Annotated in this window: 19 protein-coding genes; 18 read left to right on the top strand and 1 reads right to left on the bottom strand. The window is 35.7% G+C overall.

The window, feature by feature from the left end; genetic code table 11:
* The first annotated feature begins 33 nt into the window (after nt 1-33).
* The 12 genes from hisC (at nt 34) to HFD15_RS11885 (ending at nt 9,795) form a co-directional block, all read left to right on the top strand.
* A complete protein-coding gene (gene hisC / locus HFD15_RS11940) occupies nt 34-1,116 on the top strand; it encodes a histidinol-phosphate transaminase (protein ID WP_012897804.1) in 1,083 nt (360 codons plus the stop codon).
* Nucleotides 1,104-2,090: an ATP phosphoribosyltransferase regulatory subunit gene (locus HFD15_RS11935; protein ID WP_012897805.1), complete on the top strand. Its 987-nt coding sequence runs from the start codon at nt 1,104-1,106 to the stop codon at nt 2,088-2,090. The genes hisC and HFD15_RS11935 overlap by 13 nt, the downstream gene beginning before the upstream one ends.
* Nucleotides 2,083-2,709, top strand: a complete 627-nt coding sequence (gene hisG, locus HFD15_RS11930) for an ATP phosphoribosyltransferase (protein WP_012897806.1) — start codon at nt 2,083-2,085, stop codon at nt 2,707-2,709. Before HFD15_RS11935 ends, hisG begins: the two co-directional genes overlap by 8 nt.
* Entirely contained in the window at nt 2,693-3,988 is a 1,296-nt protein-coding gene (gene hisD, locus HFD15_RS11925; RefSeq protein WP_058208194.1) for a histidinol dehydrogenase, read from the top strand. The genes hisG and hisD overlap by 17 nt, the downstream gene beginning before the upstream one ends.
* A 95-nt stretch (nt 3,989-4,083) precedes the next feature.
* The gene (locus HFD15_RS11920) at nt 4,084-4,830 is read left to right on the top strand and encodes a methyltransferase domain-containing protein (protein WP_235586235.1); all 747 of its coding nucleotides are present in this window, start codon (nt 4,084-4,086) and stop codon (nt 4,828-4,830) included.
* Nucleotides 4,827-5,429, top strand: coding sequence for an imidazoleglycerol-phosphate dehydratase HisB (hisB, locus tag HFD15_RS11915; RefSeq protein WP_023189272.1), 603 nt, complete (start codon nt 4,827-4,829; stop codon nt 5,427-5,429). The genes HFD15_RS11920 and hisB overlap by 4 nt, the downstream gene beginning before the upstream one ends.
* Nucleotides 5,426-6,214, top strand: coding sequence for an aminoglycoside 3'-phosphotransferase (locus HFD15_RS11910; RefSeq protein ID WP_167593658.1), 789 nt, complete (start codon nt 5,426-5,428; stop codon nt 6,212-6,214). The genes hisB and HFD15_RS11910 overlap by 4 nt, the downstream gene beginning before the upstream one ends.
* Nucleotides 6,215-6,252: 38 nt before the next feature.
* Nucleotides 6,253-6,861 carry an imidazole glycerol phosphate synthase subunit HisH gene (gene hisH, locus HFD15_RS11905; protein ID WP_058208191.1) on the top strand — a complete coding sequence of 203 codons (609 nt, stop codon included), beginning with the start codon at nt 6,253-6,255 and terminating at the stop codon, nt 6,859-6,861.
* The gene (hisA, locus tag HFD15_RS11900; RefSeq protein ID WP_012897810.1) at nt 6,862-7,581 is read left to right on the top strand and encodes a 1-(5-phosphoribosyl)-5-[(5-phosphoribosylamino)methylideneamino]imidazole-4-carboxamide isomerase; all 720 of its coding nucleotides are present in this window, start codon (nt 6,862-6,864) and stop codon (nt 7,579-7,581) included. It begins immediately after the preceding gene.
* Nucleotides 7,571-8,350, top strand: coding sequence for an imidazole glycerol phosphate synthase subunit HisF (gene hisF / locus HFD15_RS11895; protein ID WP_012897811.1), 780 nt, complete (start codon nt 7,571-7,573; stop codon nt 8,348-8,350). Before hisA ends, hisF begins: the two co-directional genes overlap by 11 nt.
* Entirely contained in the window at nt 8,347-8,985 is a 639-nt protein-coding gene (gene hisIE / locus HFD15_RS11890) for a bifunctional phosphoribosyl-AMP cyclohydrolase/phosphoribosyl-ATP diphosphatase HisIE (RefSeq protein WP_058208189.1), read from the top strand. Before hisF ends, hisIE begins: the two co-directional genes overlap by 4 nt.
* On the top strand, nt 8,986-9,795 hold the full coding sequence (locus tag HFD15_RS11885) for a histidinol-phosphatase (protein ID WP_058208188.1): 810 nt from the start codon (nt 8,986-8,988) through the stop codon (nt 9,793-9,795). It abuts the gene before it with no gap.
* Nucleotides 9,796-9,808: 13 nt separating this feature from the next.
* Here HFD15_RS11885 and HFD15_RS11880 read toward each other — a convergent pair whose 3' ends face one another.
* Nucleotides 9,809-10,768 (bottom strand): rhodanese-related sulfurtransferase, encoded by a 960-nt coding sequence (locus HFD15_RS11880; protein WP_167593659.1) that lies wholly within the window; start codon nt 10,766-10,768, stop codon nt 9,809-9,811.
* Nucleotides 10,769-11,193: 425 nt separating this feature from the next.
* Between HFD15_RS11880 and HFD15_RS11875 the strand changes: the two genes are divergently transcribed.
* The 6 genes from HFD15_RS11875 to ilvD all read left to right on the top strand — a co-directional run bounded on the left by HFD15_RS11875 (nt 11,194) and on the right by ilvD (nt 18,607).
* Nucleotides 11,194-12,735, top strand: coding sequence for a 2-isopropylmalate synthase (locus HFD15_RS11875; RefSeq protein WP_167593660.1), 1,542 nt, complete (start codon nt 11,194-11,196; stop codon nt 12,733-12,735).
* An 11-nt stretch (nt 12,736-12,746) separates the two neighbouring features.
* Nucleotides 12,747-13,784 (top strand): 3-isopropylmalate dehydrogenase, encoded by a 1,038-nt coding sequence (gene leuB / locus HFD15_RS11870; protein WP_039115451.1) that lies wholly within the window; start codon nt 12,747-12,749, stop codon nt 13,782-13,784.
* Nucleotides 13,785-14,002: 218 nt separating this feature from the next.
* The gene (gene leuC / locus HFD15_RS11865; RefSeq protein WP_039115453.1) at nt 14,003-15,385 is read left to right on the top strand and encodes a 3-isopropylmalate dehydratase large subunit; all 1,383 of its coding nucleotides are present in this window, start codon (nt 14,003-14,005) and stop codon (nt 15,383-15,385) included.
* A gap of 19 nt (nt 15,386-15,404) precedes the next feature.
* Nucleotides 15,405-15,980 carry a 3-isopropylmalate dehydratase small subunit gene (gene leuD, locus HFD15_RS11860; RefSeq protein ID WP_003131129.1) on the top strand — a complete coding sequence of 192 codons (576 nt, stop codon included), beginning with the start codon at nt 15,405-15,407 and terminating at the stop codon, nt 15,978-15,980.
* 13 nt (nt 15,981-15,993) lie between these two features.
* The gene (locus HFD15_RS11855) at nt 15,994-16,773 is read left to right on the top strand and encodes an ABC transporter ATP-binding protein (RefSeq protein ID WP_023189262.1); all 780 of its coding nucleotides are present in this window, start codon (nt 15,994-15,996) and stop codon (nt 16,771-16,773) included.
* 121 nt (nt 16,774-16,894) lie between these two features.
* Nucleotides 16,895-18,607, top strand: a complete 1,713-nt coding sequence (ilvD, locus tag HFD15_RS11850) for a dihydroxy-acid dehydratase (protein ID WP_167593661.1) — start codon at nt 16,895-16,897, stop codon at nt 18,605-18,607.

Raw genomic sequence — 18,607 nt, 5'->3', positions numbered from 1 at the left:
ATATTATCTTTCTATTCTCGAAAGGAGAAATCTATGAGTTGGCAAAATAATCTTCGGTCAGTAAGTCCCTATATTGCAGGTGAACAACCTGAACTTACTGACATGATCAAATTAAACACTAACGAAAATCCATATCCGCCCACTAGTGTAGCTCAATTATTTAATGAACGTTATAAGACAAAAAATTTGCGTCTTTACCCAAGTACTGACGCGAAAAGTTTAAGAAAAAAATTGGCCGAATATCATCATTTAGAAGTTGAACAGGTTTTTATTGGAAATGGCTCTGACGAAGTTTTGTCACTTAGTTTTCTGACTTTTTTTAATAGTCAAAGCCCTTTATTAATGCCTGACATTACTTATTCTTTTTACCCTATTTATTGCGAACTCTATCGAATTCCCTTTCAAAAAGTTCCTGTGGATGATGATTTTAAAGTTTCAATAAAAGATTATTGTATTGAAAATGGTGGAATTGTGATTGCAAATCCTAATGCTCCAACGGCTTTGGCGCTAAATCTTAAAGATATAGAAGAAATTCTGAAAAAAAATCAAAACTCAATTGTCTTGATTGATGAAGCCTATATTGATTTTGGCGGTGAAACATGTCTTCCTTTGCTTAAAAAATACGATAATTTAGTAGTGGTTCAAACTTTTTCTAAATCACGGAGTTTGGCAGGAATTCGTTTGGGTGTAGCTTATGGCTCTGCTGAAGCAATTTCTCATTTGTATGATGTGAAAAATTCATTTAATTCCTATCCAATTGATAGTTTGGCACAAATTATTGGAGAAGCAAGTTTAATGGATGAACATTATTTTCAAAAAAACATTCAGAAAATCATTAAGACAAGAGAAGTTTTTAAAGATAATCTGGTTAATTTAGGATTTGAAGTGACTGATTCAAAGGCTAACTTTGTTTTTGTTCATCATCCAAAAGTAAAAGCAGAAGAACTTTTTAAGGCGCTTTATGAGGCAAAAATTATTGTCAGGCATTGGAATCAACCACGGATTGATGATTGGTTACGGATAACTATTGGAACTAATAAAGAAATGAACAAAGTGATTGAATTTTTAAAAGGCTATTTAAAAAAGAATGAGGAAATTGACGAATGGAAAAAATAAATTATCTGCTTCCTGAAGAATCGGCAGAAATGACCTTGAATCAAGTTAAAAGTCTACGGCAGATAGAAGGGCGTTTAAGAAAATTATTTAGCTTGAAAAATTATCAGGAAGTCATGCCCCCAAGCTTTGAATATACACAACTCTATACAGCACTTGAAAGTAATGGAAAAACTTTTAATCAAGAAAAAATGTTTCAGTTTATCAATCATGAGGGACAATCAATTACACTTCGTTATGATTTTACACTTCCTTTAGTTAGACTCTATTCGCAAATCAAGGATTCTACTAGTGCCCGTTATTCATATTTTGGAAAAATATTTAGAAAAGAAAAACGGCATAAAGGTCGTTCAACGGAAAATTATCAGATTGGTATTGAACTTTTTGGTGAATCAGCCGATAAGTCAGAATTAGAAATTCTTAGTTTAGCCCTTCAAGTGATTGAACAGTTAGGTTTGAATAAAACGGTCTTTGAAATAGGCTCAGCAAAATTTTTTCAACGTTTATGTCATTTAGCTGACGGTTCAACAGAGTTACTTACAGAACTTTTACTCAAGAAAGATTTGAGTGGTCTTAATGCTTTTATCGAAAAAAATAATTTTTCTAAGGAATTAAGAGAACTTTTGAAAGAAATATTTATTACTAATGAGTTATCAAGGTTGGAAAATTTAGTGACAAATACAAAAGATGATGTGCTCATTTCTTCCTTTGATCAGCTCAAAGAATTTTCAGAGAAACTTTCAATGATTAAACCGATTATCATTGATTTGGGAATGGTTCCTAAAATGGATTATTATACTGATTTAATGTTTAAAGCTTACAGTTCAGCAGCGAATCAACCTATTTTATCAGGTGGAAGATATGACCAACTATTAAGTAATTTTCAAGAAGAGGCGGTTGCCATTGGTTTTTGTTGTCATATGGATACTATTTTAAAGGCACTGGAAAGACAAGAATTGGAGGAAGACAATGATTAAAATTGCCATAACTAAAGGTCGAATCCAAAAACAAGTCACCAAACTTTTAGAAAATGCGGACTATGATGTTGAACCAATTCTAAATCTAGGACGTGAATTACAAATTAAAACGAAAGATGATTTACAAATCATTTTTGGAAAAGCTAATGATGTCATTACTTTTTTAGAACATGGAATTGTTGATATTGGCTTTGTTGGTAAAGATACGCTTGATGAAAATGATTTTGATGATTATTATGAATTATTGGATTTAAAAATTGGGCAGTGTATTTTTGCCCTTGCTTCCTATCCTGACTTTTCAAATAAAAATTTTCAAAGACGTAAACGAATTGCTTCAAAATATCCAAGAGTGACAAAAAAATATTTTGCTCAAAAGCAAGAAGATATTGAAATTATCAAGTTGGAAGGTTCTGTTGAGCTTGGACCAGTTGTTGGTTTAGCTGATGCAATTGTTGACATTGTCGAAACAGGAAATACTTTATCTGCAAATGGTTTAGAGGTCATTGAAAAAATCAGTGACATTTCAACACGGATGATTGTCAATAAATCTAGTTTCAAATTTAAAAAAGATAAAATTATAGAAATGGTGGAGAGGTTAGAAGATGCTCAAACAAATTGATTATCAAGGAAAGCTTGAAGAAATTGCTGAAAAATTTCAAGGTCGAAAAACAGAAGTATCAAAAGAAGTTAATAAAACTGTTCAACAGATTGTAGCAGACATTCAAAAAAATGGAGATACTGCCTTATTTAACTATGCCAAAAAGTTCGACGGTTATGATGTGAATACTAGTAATTTACTGGTCACGCGCATGGAACGTGAAGCAGGACTAGAACAAATTGATGAGGATTATTTTAGAATTCTTAGACGCACCAAATCACAAATCGAAGAATTTCATAAGCACCAACTGGGAAATTCATGGAATATTTTTAAGGAAAATGGTGTTATCATGGGACAAATTGCGCGTCCTCTGGAACGTGTTGCTCTCTATGTTCCCGGAGGAACGGCTGCATATCCCTCAACAGTCATTATGAATGCTGTTCCAGCGCTTTTAGCAGGCGCCAAAGAAATTATTATGATTACTCCAGTTAAAGCTGATGGAAAAGTAAATCCAAATATTTTAGCAGCTGCTGAAGTTTGTGGAATAGAAACAATCTATAAAGTGGGTGGAGCACAAGGTGTTGCCGCCGTTGCGTATGGGACAGAATCTATTCCCAAAGTTGATAAGATTGTCGGACCCGGAAATATTTTTGTGGCTACAGCTAAGAAAATCTGTTATGGGGTGGTAGATATTGATATGATAGCCGGTCCGTCAGAAGTTCTAGTTATTGCTGACAAAACTGCCAATCCAAAATATATCGCTGCTGATTTAATGGCGCAAGCAGAACATGATAAACTTGCGTCAGCGATTCTAGTGACGACTTCTGAAAAACTCGTTCAACAAGTAGATGAGGAATTAAATAGACAAGTTCAAAATTTGGAACGTCGTGAAATCATTGAAAGTTCCATCAGGAATTACGGTGGAGCCATTGTTGTAAAAAATATTGATGAAGCCTTTGATGTTTCCAATCAGCTGGCTCCAGAACATTTAGAAGTTTTGACTAGTGAACCTTTAACCCAACTTCCAAAAATCAAAAATGCTGGCTCAATTTTTCTTGGAGAGTATACGCCAGAACCGCTAGGCGACTATATGTCAGGAAGCAATCATGTCTTACCAACTGGAGGAACAGCCAAATTTTACTCTGGTTTGGGTGTCTATAATTTCATAAAATATTCAACTTATAGCTATTATCCTAAAGAAGTTTTGGCTGACTTTAAAGAGGATGTTGAGACATTTGCAAAATCAGAAGGATTGACGGCTCATGCTAACTCAATTTCTGTGAGATTTGATGAAATGTAATACTTGAGACAAGATTTTCAAAATTTATTGGTCAAGGCGTGAGGAGCCACATGGATTTTAAAATATTGAATAAGAAAAATAGTAGGGAGAAAAACATGACAAAACAAGAAAATTATTACGCAGAAGTTTTCGAAAAACCGTGGGGTCGGATGTTCTATGACTTACTTTTTCCACAGCTCCTACCAAATTTGACAAAAGATTCAAAAATTCTGAGTTTCGGCTCTGGATTTGGACGGACGGAAACATTTTTGGAGGAACAGGGATTTGAAGTCACGGGCTATGAGCCTGATGTAGAAAAGCTCGAGATGATGTCTGACCAAACTTTTCGTCAGTTGACAGGAACTTTTGACGACTTTGCAGAAACTGTTAAAAATGAGCGTTACGACGTGATTCTCATTCACAATGTTTTAGAATACGTCCTCGACCGAAAAGTCGTGTTGGAATTGCTCTTGTCACTTTTGACAGATGGTGGCACGCTTTCTATTGTCAAGCACAGCAAGTACGGTAGCATGATAGAAATGGCAGCAGGACGTGATAATCCGCGGGCAGCGCTTGATGTTTATGAAAGTGAAGCTGTCGCTTCGCACAACCACGGCGATATCCTAGTTTATGACGATGATTGGCTGACAGATTTTGTGGCAAATTACAAACTGAAACTCCAAGAAAAATTTGGAATTCGTCATTTTTACGGTATTTCACAAAACGCAGAAATCAAAGGAACAGACAACTGGTATCAACCCATGCTTAAGTTAGAGCAAAAAGTAGCGAAAGACCAAACGCTGTATCCAGTCGCACGATTACATCATTTGATATTTAAAAAAACTAAGGAGAAGCTGTTATGACACGCATATCACACATCACGCGTAATACCAAAGAAACACAAATCGAACTTTCCATCAATCTTGACGGCACAGGTCAAGCGGACATTAGTACAGGTATTGGTTTTCTCGACCACATGCTGACACTTCTCACCTTTCACAGCGATTTTGACTTAAAAATCATAGGACATGGGGATCATGAAACAGTAGGGATGGACCCGCACCATCTCATTGAAGATGTTGCGATTGCTCTTGGCAAATGTATCAGCGAAGCATTAGGTAATAAGCTCGGTATTCGACGTTATGGAAGTTTTACCATTCCAATGGATGAAGCTTTGGTGACTTGTGATTTAGATATTAGTGGACGACCTTATTTGGTATTTCATGCTGATTTATCAGGAAATCAAAAACTTGGTGGCTATGATACAGAAATGACTGAAGAATTTTTTCGTGCCCTTGCTTTTAATGCTGGTATTACTTTACATCTGAACGAACATTATGGGCAAAATACGCATCATATTATTGAAGGCATGTTTAAATCTACAGCGAGAGCGCTAAAACAAGCTGTAAGTATTGATGAAGCGAAAGTTGGAGAAATACCGAGCAGTAAGGGAGTGTTATGACGAATCCAAAAGAATTAAGTATTAATATTGAAAAATTTCCTGAAGCACTTCACAATACGCTAAAAGATGCAAAAATTTATGATAGCAGTTCCTCTCCTGAAGCTCAAGTGTTATTCATTGATAAGAAAGATGGATATTATTTAAAAATAGCTTCATCAAAAACTTTAGAGCGAGAAGCTGAAATGACTGCTTATTTTCAAAAGAAAAAGTTAGGTTTAGGATATATTTCTTATTTATCAGGACAATCCCAAGATTTTTTACTCAAGAAAAAAATTCAAGGAGATAATTATTTGACTAAAAAATATCTTAATAATCCAAAACGTCTGTGTGATAGTCTTGCTGAAAATCTACGATTTCTTCATGAACAAAATTTTGAGGATTGTCCCATATTAGACCATTCTGAACGTTATTTGAAGAAAGTCGAAAAGAACGCAAGTATAAAGCATTCAAATCTAGATTTTGTCAATAATTATAATATCCGAACAACAGAAGAAGCTTATGATTATATAGAAAATAAAAAATTGCTATTAAAGAATGATACGCTTTTACATGGAGATTATTGTTTACCTAATATAATCCTAGACAATTGGAAGTTCAAAGGCTTTATTGATTTGGATTGTGCAGGTGTTGGCGACCGACATATTGACCTCTTTTGGGGTGCATGGACGCTTAATTTTAATATTGGTACTGATCAATATCGTGACCGATTTTTTGATGCTTATGGTCGGGATAGAATCGATGTTGATCGTTTGAAATTGGTTGGCTGCTGTGAGGTTTTTGGTTAAATTGAATTTTAGTATATTTTGATATTGAAAGGAGCATTATGAAAAAAATTGTTATCATCGACTACAATATCGGAAATCTTCAAAGTGTACAGGCCGCATTTTTACGATTGGGACAAGAAACAGTGATTTCAAGAGGTTTAGAGGAAATTCGTAAAGCAGATGCACTTATTCTTCCAGGAGTTGGGGCTTTTCCTACAGCAATGAATAATTTAAAAAAGTTTAATTTGATTGAACTTATACAAGAACGAGCTGCTGCTGGAATACCAATATTGGGAATTTGTTTAGGGATGCAAGTGCTTTTTGAAAAAGGATACGAGATAGAAGAAAGACAAGGTCTTGGACTTTTAAAGGGAGAGGTAATTCCAATCAAAACTAATGAGAAAATTCCGCATATGGGATGGAATCAATTAAACCTGGCTAAAACCAGTCCAACAACTCATTATTTGTCTGATAATGATGAGGTCTATTTTGTCCATTCTTATCAGGCGACTTGTCCTGATGATGAACTCATTGCCTACACCACTTATGGCGAAGTAAAAATTCCGGCAATTGTTGGAAAAAATAATGTGATAGGCTGTCAATTTCACCCTGAAAAGAGTGGAGAAATTGGCAGAAAGATACTAAAAGCATTCTTGGAGGAAATTTAAATGAAGATTATTCCAGCAATTGATTTGCAAAATGGTGAAGCCGTGCGTCTCTACAAAGGAGATTATGATAAGAAAACGGTCTATTCAAAAAATCCCCTTGAAATTGCTCAAAAATTTGAAAGAATGGGAGCGACTGACCTCCATTTGGTTGATTTAGATGGTGCTAAGATAGGACAAACTCGTAATTTAGAGCTTGTGCGAAAAATAAAAGATGAAACAAGATTGAAAATCGAAATTGGTGGTGGAATTAGAGATTTCGATACAGTTAGAATGTATCTTGAACAAATTGGTGTGGAACGAGTGATTTTAGGAACCGCAGCAGTAGAAAAGCCTGATTTTCTTAAGGAATTATTAATTAAATATGGTCCAAGCAGAATCGTTGTTGGAGTTGATATTAGAGAGGGTTTTGTATCAACAAGTGGTTGGTTAGAAAAAACAAGTCTTCCTTACCTGTCATTTTTAAAAAAATTAGAGAGAATAGGGGTTAAAACCACTATTATTACTGATATCTCCAAAGACGGAACACTGACAGGTCCAAATTTTAAACTTTATGATGAAATTTCAAAGGAAAATTCCCTAAACGTGATTATTTCTGGAGGTGTAAAGGATAATTCTGATATTCAACGTGCAACTCGTTCTGACTTCTATGGAATTATCGTTGGGAAAGCTTACTATGAGGGGAAAATTAATCTTGAAAAGGAGTTCAGGAATGCTAACTAAAAGAATCATCCCTTGTCTTGATATTAAAAATGGTAAGGTTGTTAAGGGAATCAATTTTGTGGGTTTAAGAGAAATAGGTGATCCAGTGGAATTGGCCAAAATATATGAAGAACAGTGTGCAGATGAAATTGTTTTTCTTGATATTACAGCATCTTTTGAAGAACGTGAAATTATTGGTGAATTAATTGGTCGGGCGGCGCGTGAACTTTCAATTCCATTAACCGTTGGTGGAGGAATTCGTTCAATTGACGATTTTAGAAGAATTCTTGCTAGAGGAGCTGATAAAGTATCCGTCAACTCAGCTGCAATTGAAAATCCTGAACTTATTCGTCAAGCGGCTAACGAATTTGGCGTTCAATGTGTTGTTGTTGCTATTGATGCTAAAAAACGAGCAGACCATAGGGGATATGATGTCTATATCAAAGGTGGGCGTGAAAATGCAGGTCTTGACTTAGTTGATTGGGCTAAAAAGTGTGAAAGATTAGGAGCAGGCGAAATTTTACTAACCTCAATGGATAAGGATGGAACAAAGACAGGCTACGATTTGGAAATGCTGAATGACGTTTGTACTGCTGTTAATATTCCTGTTGTAGCAAGTGGCGGTTGTGGGAAGATTTCGGACATTGTTGAAGTTTTTCAAAATACAAGAAGCGATGCTGCCCTTGTTGCTTCATTATTTCATTATGGCGAAGCAACAGTTGATGAAGTTAAAGACGAACTTATAAAAAATAATATTCCAGCAAGAATTATTAAGAAGGAGACATTATGAGACCAGATTTTCATAAGCAGGAACTTATTCCTGTTATTGTTCAAGATTATCAAACAAATCAAGTATTAATGCTTGCCTATACAAATGAAGTGGCTTTTGAGAAAATGCTTGAAACTGGTGAGACTTGGTTTTGGTCACGTTCACGACAAAAACTTTGGCACAAAGGAGAAGAATCAGGTCATTTTCAAAAAATAAAAGGAATGCGTTTGGATTGCGACCAAGATACTTTACTGGTTTTTGTTGAACAAATTGGTAATGCTTGCCATACTGGTGCTTACTCTTGTTTTTATGATGAACTTATTCCTTTTGATGACTCTGATATTTTCAGAGAGTTGGAGAAGCAAATCGTCGACCGAAAGTTACATCCAGTCGAAAAATCTTATACGAATTATTTGCTTGGAGAGGGCATTGATAAAGTATTAAAAAAAGTTGGTGAAGAAGCAAGTGAAGTGATTATTGCTAGTAAAAATTCAGATAAAGGAGAACTTTTAGGAGAAATTGATGATTTACTTTATCACTTGTTTGTATTAATGAATCAGCAAGGTATTTCTCTAGAAGAAGTACGGCAAAAAGCAAAAGAACGGCATCAGCTAGAGGGAAATAAGAAGAAATTTCATACAAGGACGGCAGATTAAATGAAAAAAATAGATTATCATTTCCACTCTCATTTTTCGGCTGATAGTGAGGAGCTTCCTAGAAAGCATGTGATAGAAGCTATAGCATATGGTTTGGACGAAATTTGTTTTACAGAGCATCGAGATTTTTATTTCCCAGGAATGGATTTTTCATTAAATCTACCTGAATATTTTCAAGAAATTAATCAATTGCAAGCGGAATTTAAAGATGAAATTAATATAAAAATCGGTTTGGAAATGGGAATTGATTTACGTTTTAAATCAGAAATTAATCAGTTTATTGATTCGGCTCCTTTTGATTTTGTGATTGCCTCTGTTCATGAAATTGGAGATATTGAAGTTTATGACGGAACAGAATTTTATCTACAGAAAACAAAAGAAGAAGCACAAAGAGAATATCTTTTAGCTTGTTTAGATGTTGTTCAAAATTTTGAGAATTATAATTCATTTGGTCATTTAGATTATGTTGCTAGATATGGACCTTACACGGATAAATCTATAAAGTTTGCAGAGAATCGGGAGATTTTATTTGAAATCTTGCAGGCTTTAGCTTCAAAAGAAAAAGCATTAGAAATAAATACTAGATTGTTTGATGATCCGAAAACTGAACAATTTTATAGTGATTTATTGATTAATTTTAAAAAATTAGGTGGAAAATTTATAACTTTAGGAACGGATAGTCATATAGCAAAGCGTGATTGGCTTTCAATTCATAAAGCAAGAACTTTAATTAAAAAAGCTGGTTTTCACGAACTAGCAACTTTTAGTGGGATGAAAATTGATAAAAATAAAAAGTCTATTAAAGAATAATAGACTTTTTATATTATGATGCTAAATCTTTCTCAAGTAGCGCAAGACGTTCTTGAACTTCTTGATTTGATAGTTGGTGGGCTTTGATGTAACGGTTATTGGGATGAACTCGACATTCATGTGAACAAGCACCAAGATATTTTGCTTCGTTTTCCTCTGAAGCTAACATTTGTCTGTTACATTCTGGATTTCCGCAATTGATGTAACGTTCACATGGGCTTCCATCAAACCAATCACGTCCGACAATGACATGTTCTTTTTGGTTGATTGGAACTGCGATTCGGCTATCAAAAACATACATTTGTCCGTCCCAGAGATCTCCTTGAACTTCTGGGTCTTTTCCGTATGTGGCAATTCCTCCGTGAAGTTGACCAACGTCTTTGAAGCCTTCCCGAACGAGCCATCCTGAAAATTTTTCACAACGTATTCCACCGGTACAGTAGGTTAAAACACGTTTTTCCATGAATTGTTCTTTGTTATCTCGAATCCACTGTGGAAGTTCTCTAAAACTTCTTATTTCTGGACGAATGGCGCCACGAAAATGCCCTAAGTCAAATTCATAATCATTTCGTGCATCAATCACTACTGTATTTTCATCAAGCATGGCCTCACGAAACTCTTTTGGATCAAGATAAGCCCCAGTAAGTTCCAAGGGATTGACGTCATCTTCTAAACTTAAATTGACTAATTTAGGGCGATAACGAACATGCATTTTCTTAAAAGCATTTTGCTCGGCTTCATCAATTTTGAAAATTGTTGAGCTAAAGCGAGGGTCATTTTTCATCAATTCCATGTAGGCATTTGTTTGCTCGATAGTACCAGAAACAGTTCCATTGATACCTTCGTCAGCAACTAAAATGCGTCCTTTTAAACCTAATTCTTTACAGTTTGCGAGGTGTTTTTGGGCAAAAGTTTCTCCATCTTCAATTGGGACATATTGGTAATATAATAAAACTCGATAATCTTGAGTCATAATTTCTCCTTAATCTTATTAGTACATTAGAATCCATTATAATTTAATCATTTTATGTCTACCTAAAGCAACAAAATTGCTTGTATATTTTCTAACAAGCTTAATTATTGTGGATTTAATTGAATATTAAAGGGAGAAGTTGTAATCTATTTGTTGTTAAATTCTTGTTAATACAAATAAATGCATTAAATATTATTATTTTATTGACAATTTAAAATATTAAGAGTATTATAATGTAAATTAACAAAAAAAGAGGAACTTGAAATGACATACACACAATTTTCATTGTTGTTGATCAAGGTGGACCTACATTAGCTTTTGTGGCTAAAATATGTGGGTCCTGTTTGGCGATAGTCATTTCGAGGACCGAGAGACGTCCTCACGGGCGTCTTTTTTGTTTCTTAATAAAAAATAGAGGTAATATTATGCGAAAAATTGAATTCTTTGACACAAGTTTGAGAGATGGCGAACAGACACCGGGCGTTAGTTTCTCCATTTCAGAAAAAGTAACGATTGCTAAACAACTGGAAAAATGGGGGATTTCTGTCATAGAGGCTGGTTTTCCTGCGGCAAGTCCAGATAGTTTTGAAGCAGTAAAGCAAATTGCTGATTCTTTGAATGATACGGCTGTCACTGCATTAGCTCGTTGTGTTATCTCAGATATCGATAAAGCGGTTGAAGCGGTAAAGGGGGCTAAATATCCGCAAATTCATGTTTTCATTGCAACTTCACCTATTCACATGAAATATAAACTTAAAATCAGTCCCGAAGAAGTTTTGAAAAATATTGATATGTGTGTGAGATACGCACGTGAACGGGTCGAGGTTGTTGAGTTTTCTCCAGAGGATGCAACAAGAACGGAGTTGAATTTTCTTTTAGAGGCTGTTCAAACGGCTGTCGATGCTGGAGCAACTTATATTAATATTCCTGACACTGTCGGTTATACGACGCCAGAAGAATATGGAAAAATTTTTAAATTTTTGATTGATAATACTAAGTCTGAGAGAGAAATTATTTTTAGTCCACATTGTCATGATGATTTAGGAATGGCTGTAGCTAATTCATTAGCTGCAATTAAAGCTGGGGCTGGGAGAGTTGAAGGAACTGTCAATGGTATTGGAGAGCGAGCTGGGAATGCTGCTCTTGAAGAAATTGCTGTGGCACTACATATTCGTAAAGATTTTTATCAGGCACAAAGTCCTTTAAAACTTTCAGAAACTGCTGCAACGGCAGAACTAATTTCACAATTTTCAGGAATTGCTATTCCAAAAAATAAAGCAATTGTTGGTGCTAATGCTTTTGCACACGAATCAGGAATTCATCAAGATGGTGTCCTTAAAAATGCTGAAACTTATGAAATTATTACACCAGAACTTGTCGGAATAAAGCATAATTCGTTGCCTTTAGGTAAACTTTCTGGTCGTCATGCTTTTAGTGAAAAATTGACGGAACTTAATATTGCTTATGACGATGAAAGTCTTGCAATTTTATTTGAAAAATTTAAAAAATTAGCTGACAAGAAAAAAGAAATTACTGACGCAGATATTCATGCCTTGTTTACAGGAGAAACGGTAAAAAATCTAGCTGGATTTATACTTGATAATGTTCAAATTGATGGGCACAAGGCATTGGTGCAACTAAAAAATCAAGAAGAGGAAATTTATGTTAGCCAAGGAGAGGGGGCAGGTTCAGTGGATGCAATTTTTAAAGCTATTGATAAAGTCTTTAATCATCAACTAAAATTAATTTCCTATTCAGTTGATGCTGTAACTGATGGAATTGATGCACAAGCAACGACTTTGGTTTCTGTTGAAAATCTATCTACAGGCACTATATTTAATGCTAAAGGTGTTGATTATGATGTATTGAAAGGAAGCGCCATTGCTTACATGAACGCTAATGTTTTAGTTCAAAAAGAAAATTTACAAGGAAAGGTTGAACAAATTTCAGCTCATGATGGAATTTAAGGTGAAAAATATTGTCTAAAAAAATTGTGACACTTGCGGGAGATGGAATTGGGCCAGAAATTATGTCAGCTGGTTTAAGTGTTTTAAAAGCTGTCAGTAAAAAAATTGATTTTGAGTATGAATTAGAAGCTAAAGATTTTGGAGGAATTGCAATTGATAAGCATGGTCATCCTTTACCAGAAGAAACTTTGCAAGCAGTTAAAAATGCTGACGCAATCTTGCTCGCTGCAATTGGTCATCCTAAATACAACAATGCAAAAGTTAGACCAGAACAAGGGCTACTTGCTTTACGAAAAGAATTAGGACTGTATGCTAATGTTCGTCCATTAAAAATTTATCCGGCTCTAAAAAAACTTTCTCCCATCCGAAATGTTGAAAATGTTGATTTCCTAGTGATTCGCGAACTGACAGGGGGAATCTATTTCGGTCAGCATGAATTGGCAGATGACAAAGCACGGGATGTCAATGATTATTCTGCTGATGAAATAAGAAGAATTCTTCATTTTGCTTTCAAAAGTGCTCAAAGTCGGCCCAGAAAATTAGTGACTTCGGTTGATAAACAAAATGTCCTTGCAACTTCTAAATTATGGCGAAAAATGGCTGATGAAATTGCTGACGAATATCCTGATGTACGATTAGAGCACCAATTGGTCGATTCTTGTGCGATGTTACTGATTACTAATCCGCAACAATTTGATGTGATAGTCACTGAAAATCTATTTGGTGATATTCTCTCTGATGAAGCAAGTAGTTTGGCCGGTAGCTTAGGAGTGATGCCTTCGAGTTCGCATGGATTTAACGGTCTAGCACTCTATGAGCCAATTCATGGTTCGGCACCAGATATTGCAGGAAAAGGAATTGCGAACCCTGTTTCGATGATTCTATCAATTGCCATGATGCTAAGAGAATCTTTTGGGCAAGAAGAGGGGGCTGCGATGATTGAAAAAGCCGTAACCCAAACTTTTACTGACGGAATTTTGACTAAAGATTTAGGTGGGACCGCAACAACTAAAGAAATGACAGAAGCAATCCTGAAAAATTGTCAGTAAAATGCGATTGAATAGTGAGCATTTTAGTTGTAGATAAAAGAACCGTCAGCGCAGCTGACAGTTCTGTCAGTAATTGCGATTGAATAGTGAGCATTTTAGTTGTAAATAAAAGAACTATCAGCGTAACCGACAATTCTGTCAGTAAATATTACTGACAGAAAGTACAAAATTACTGACAGAATTTGTCAGAATAAATTTTTAAAGAAGGAAATAAAAAAATGTCAGGTAAAACAATATTTGATAAACTTTGGGATCAGCATGTGATTGCTGGAAATGAGGGAGAACCTCAACTGCTTTATATTGACCTTCATGTTATTCATGAGGTTACGAGTCCGCAAGCATTTCAGGGCTTACGTGAAGCAGGACGTCGTGTTCGGAGAAAAGATTTGACATACGGAACTCTTGACCACAATGTTCCAACACAAGATATTTTTAATATTCAAGATTTGATTTCTAAAAAACAAATTGATACTTTTACTAAAAATGTCAAAGAATTTGATGTTCCAGCGGAGACTCATGGTGGAAAAGGACAAGGAATTGTTCACATGGTAGCACCTGAATCTGGCAGAACTCAACCGGGAAAAACAATTGTTTGTGGCGATAGTCATACCGCAACAAATGGAGCATTTGGTGCAATTGCTTTTGGAATTGGTACAAGTGAAGTTGAACATGTTCTTGCAACTCAAACCATTTGGCAAGTTAAACCCAAGCGTATGAAAATTGAATTTCAAGGTCATCCACAAAAAGGAATTTATAGCAAAGACTTTATCCTCGCATTAATTGCTAAATATGGTGTGGATGCAGGTGTAGGTTATGCGGTTGAATATAGTGGGGATACTATCAGTGATTTAAGCATGGAAGAACGGATGACAATCTGTAACATGTCAATTGAATTTGGGGCAAAAATTGGCCTGATGAATCCTGATGAAAAAACTTATGACTATGTCAAAGGGCGTGAACATGAACCTAAAAACTTTGATGAAGCTGTCAGTAAATGGGAAAAACTTGTCAGTGATTCCGATGCACAATACGATAAGATTTTAAGCCTTGATGTCAGCCAGTTGAAACCAATGGTGACATGGGGAACAAATCCCGGAATGGGCCTAGAATTTGGCGAAAAGTTTCCGGAAATTAACAATGATTTGAATTATGAACGTGCTTATCAGTACATGGATTTAAAGCCAGGCCAAACCGCTTCTGACATAGATTTAGGCTATATTTTCATTGGTTCTTGTACGAATGCTAGACTTGGTGATTTAGAAGAAGCTGCAAAAATTATTGGAGACAGACATATTGCTGATGGACTGACAGGAATTGTCGTCCCTGGAAGCAGACCTGTGAAAGAAGCGGCTGAAGCACAAGGGCTTGATAAAATTTTTAAAGAAGCTGGTTTTGAATGGCGGGAACCGGGTTGCTCAGCCTGTCTTGGAATGAATCCTGACCAAATTCCAGAATACGTTCATTGTGCTTCAACCTCTAATCGAAATTTTGAAGGACGTCAAGGGCATAATGCAAGAACGCACCTGTGCTCTCCAGCTATGGCCGCTGCCGCCGCAATCGCTGGTAAATTTGTAGATGTTAGAACGCTCGTAACAGATTAGTCTGTAGAAAGAAAAAAAGATGGAAAAATTCACGATTTACAAAGGGACAAGTGTTCCAGTCATGAACGATAATATTGACACAGACCAAATTATTCCTAAACAATTTTTGAAAGCAATCGATAAAAAGGGCTTTGGGAAAAATTTATTTTATGAATGGCGTTATCTCAAAGATTACGATGAGAATCCTGATTTTATTTTGAATGCTCCAAAATACAAAAAAGCTTCTCTGTTAATTTCAGGAGATAATTTTGGTTCGGGTTCTTCAAGAGAACATGCGGCATGGGCCTTATCAGATTACGGCTTTCGGGCAATTATTGCTGGCTCTTACTCAGATATTTTTTATAATAATGCTTTAAAAAATGGCTTGTTACCAATTAAACAACCAAGAGAAGTTCTAAATCAACTGACAAAACTGTCAAGTCAAGAAGAAATTACAATTGATTTACCCCATCAGCTAATCATCACAAGCCTTGGTGACTTTCATTTTGAGATTGACCCCATTTGGAAAGACAAATTAATTAATGGCTTAGATGATATTGGAATAACTTTGCAATATGAAGAAGCAATCTCAGCTTACGAACAAAAAAATCAATAAGAGCGAGCTAAAAATGACAATTATTAATTTAAAGAATGTAAATCTTACTCGAAATAAAAAAGAAATTCTTAAAGATATTACTTGGAAAGTAAATCCCGGCGAAAATTGGGTTATTCTGGGCCTCAACGGCTCTGGAAAATCAAGTCTTTTGAAATTGATTTTAGCAGAAGAATGGAAAACTTCTGGCGAAATCACTGTTTTAAATACTCAATTTGGAAATGGAGAAATTCCTAAGTTGAGAAAAAGAATCAGCGTAGTTGGCTCATTTATTGCTGAAAGATTTCAACCAAATATTAAGGCTGAAAACCTTGTTTATACTGGGAAATTTAATTCGAGCATGCTCTATAAACCCTACACAGATCAGGAACTTGATGAGGCCCGTCAGCTTTTAAGACAAATGGGCGTAAAATCACTTATTGGCCGAAATTATGCCAGCCTTTCTCAAGGAGAAAAGCAAGTTCTTCTTATTGCTAGGAGCTTAATTTTAAAGCCTGAGCTTTTAATTTTGGACGAAGCAACGAACGGTTTAGATTTATTTGCTAAAGAAAAATTATTAAAGCAACTGCAGCAGATTAATCAATTAAAAACCGCACCAACACTCATTTATATTTCTCATCATCCCGATGAAATCACTGATATTTTTACTCACCTTTTACTTTTAAGAGAAGGAAAAGTGATTCAATCAGGGAAAAAAGAAAACTTATTAAATGAAAAGATACTTACTGATTTTTATCAAGAAAAAGTAGAAGTTCACCGTTTTGAGCAGAAATATTTTGTAATTCCTGCTAACTGAGAAAGGAAAGCAAAAGTATTTTATAGACTATATAGAATATTCTGACAAATTATTGTATTTTCATTTTTTTAGTGATAAAATAGCTCTATGTAAATTTACGGGGAGGTCAAAAAGATAACATATGGAATTCAAATATAACGGAAAAGTTGAATCAGTGGAACTCAATAAATATTCTAAGACATTGACTCAAGATCCAACACAACCAGCGACTCAAGCGATGTACTACGGCATTGGTTTTAAAGATGAGGATTTCAAAAAAGCTCAGGTCGGAATCGTCAGCATGGATTGGGACGGAAATCCATGTAATATGCACTTGGGAACACTTGGGAGTAAAATCAAAAGTTCTGTCAACCAAACTGACGGATTGATTGGACTTCAATTTCATACAATTGGAGTTTCTGATGGAATTGCCAATGGAAAGCTTGGCATGAGATACTCTTTGGTCAGTCGTGAAGTGATTGCTGACAGCATCGAAACTAATGCTGGCGCAGAATATTATGATGCCATCGTTGCCATTCCTGGTTGTGATAAAAATATGCCAGGGTCAATTATCGGAATGGCTCGCTTAAATCGTCCGTCAATTATGGTCTATGGCGGAACGATTAAACATGGCGAATATAAAGGTGAAAAATTAAATATTGTTTCGGCCTTTGAAGCTCTGGGGCAAAAAATCACTGGAAATATTTCTGATGAAGATTATCATGGCGTCATTTGTAATGCCATTCCAGGACAAGGTGCTTGCGGAGGAATGTACACTGCCAATACCCTGGCTGCCGCTATTGAAACTTTGGGAATGAGTTTACCTTATTCCTCTTCCAATCCAGCAGTCAGTCAAGAAAAACAAGAAGAGTGTGATGAAATTGGTTCAGCCATCAAAAATTTATTAGAAAAAGATATTAAACCAAGTGATATCATGACCAAAGACGCTTTTGAAAATGCTATAACAATTGTCATGGTCCTTGGAGGCTCAACCAATGCTGTGCTTCATATCATTGCAATGGCAAATGCCATAGGTGTAGAAATTACGCAAGATGATTTCCAACGAATTTCAGATATTACCCCTGTTCTTGGCGATTTCAAACCGAGCGGAAAATATATGATGGAAGATCTGCACAAAATTGGTGGCCTTCCTGCTGTTTTGAAATACCTACTTAAAGAAGGAAAACTTCACGGTGATTGTTTGACCGTCACAGGTAAAACTTTGGCTGAAAATGTTGAAAAAGCATTAGATTTGGACTTTGACAGTCAAGATATTATGCGACCACTAAAAAATCCAATTAAAGCTACTGGACATTTACAAATTTTGTACGGTAATCTTGCCCAAGGGGGTTCTGTTGCAAAAATTTCTGGTAAAGAAGGAGAATTTTTCAAAGGAACTGCTCGTGTTTTTGATGGAGAACAACACTTTATCGATGGCATTGAGTCTGGCCGATTGCATGCCGGTGATGTTGCGGTCATTAGAAATATTGGCCCAGTCGGAGGTCCGGGAATGCCAGAGATGTTAAAACCAACTTCAGCATTAATTGGAGCCGGACTTGGAAAGTCTTGTGCACTCATTACTGACGGAAGATTTTCTGGTGGCACCCACGGCTTTGTTGTGGGGCATATCGTCCCTGAAGCAGTTGAAGGTGGGTTGATTGGTTTAGTTGAAGATGATGATATTATCGAAATTGATGCGGTGAATAATAGTATTAGTTTAAAAGTTTCTGATGAAGAAATTGCTAAACGACGTGCCGATTATCAAAAGCCAGCCCCTAAAGCAACGCGTGGTGTTCTTGCAAAATTTGCCAAACTTACGCGCCCCGCTAGTGAAGGTTGCGTTACAGATTTATAG

The sequence above is a fragment of the Lactococcus sp. EKM203L genome (assembly GCF_011800585.1).
Taxonomy (GTDB): Bacteria; Bacillota; Bacilli; order Lactobacillales; family Streptococcaceae; genus Lactococcus; species Lactococcus lactis.
This window is presented reverse-complemented; position numbering and strand designations above follow the sequence as displayed.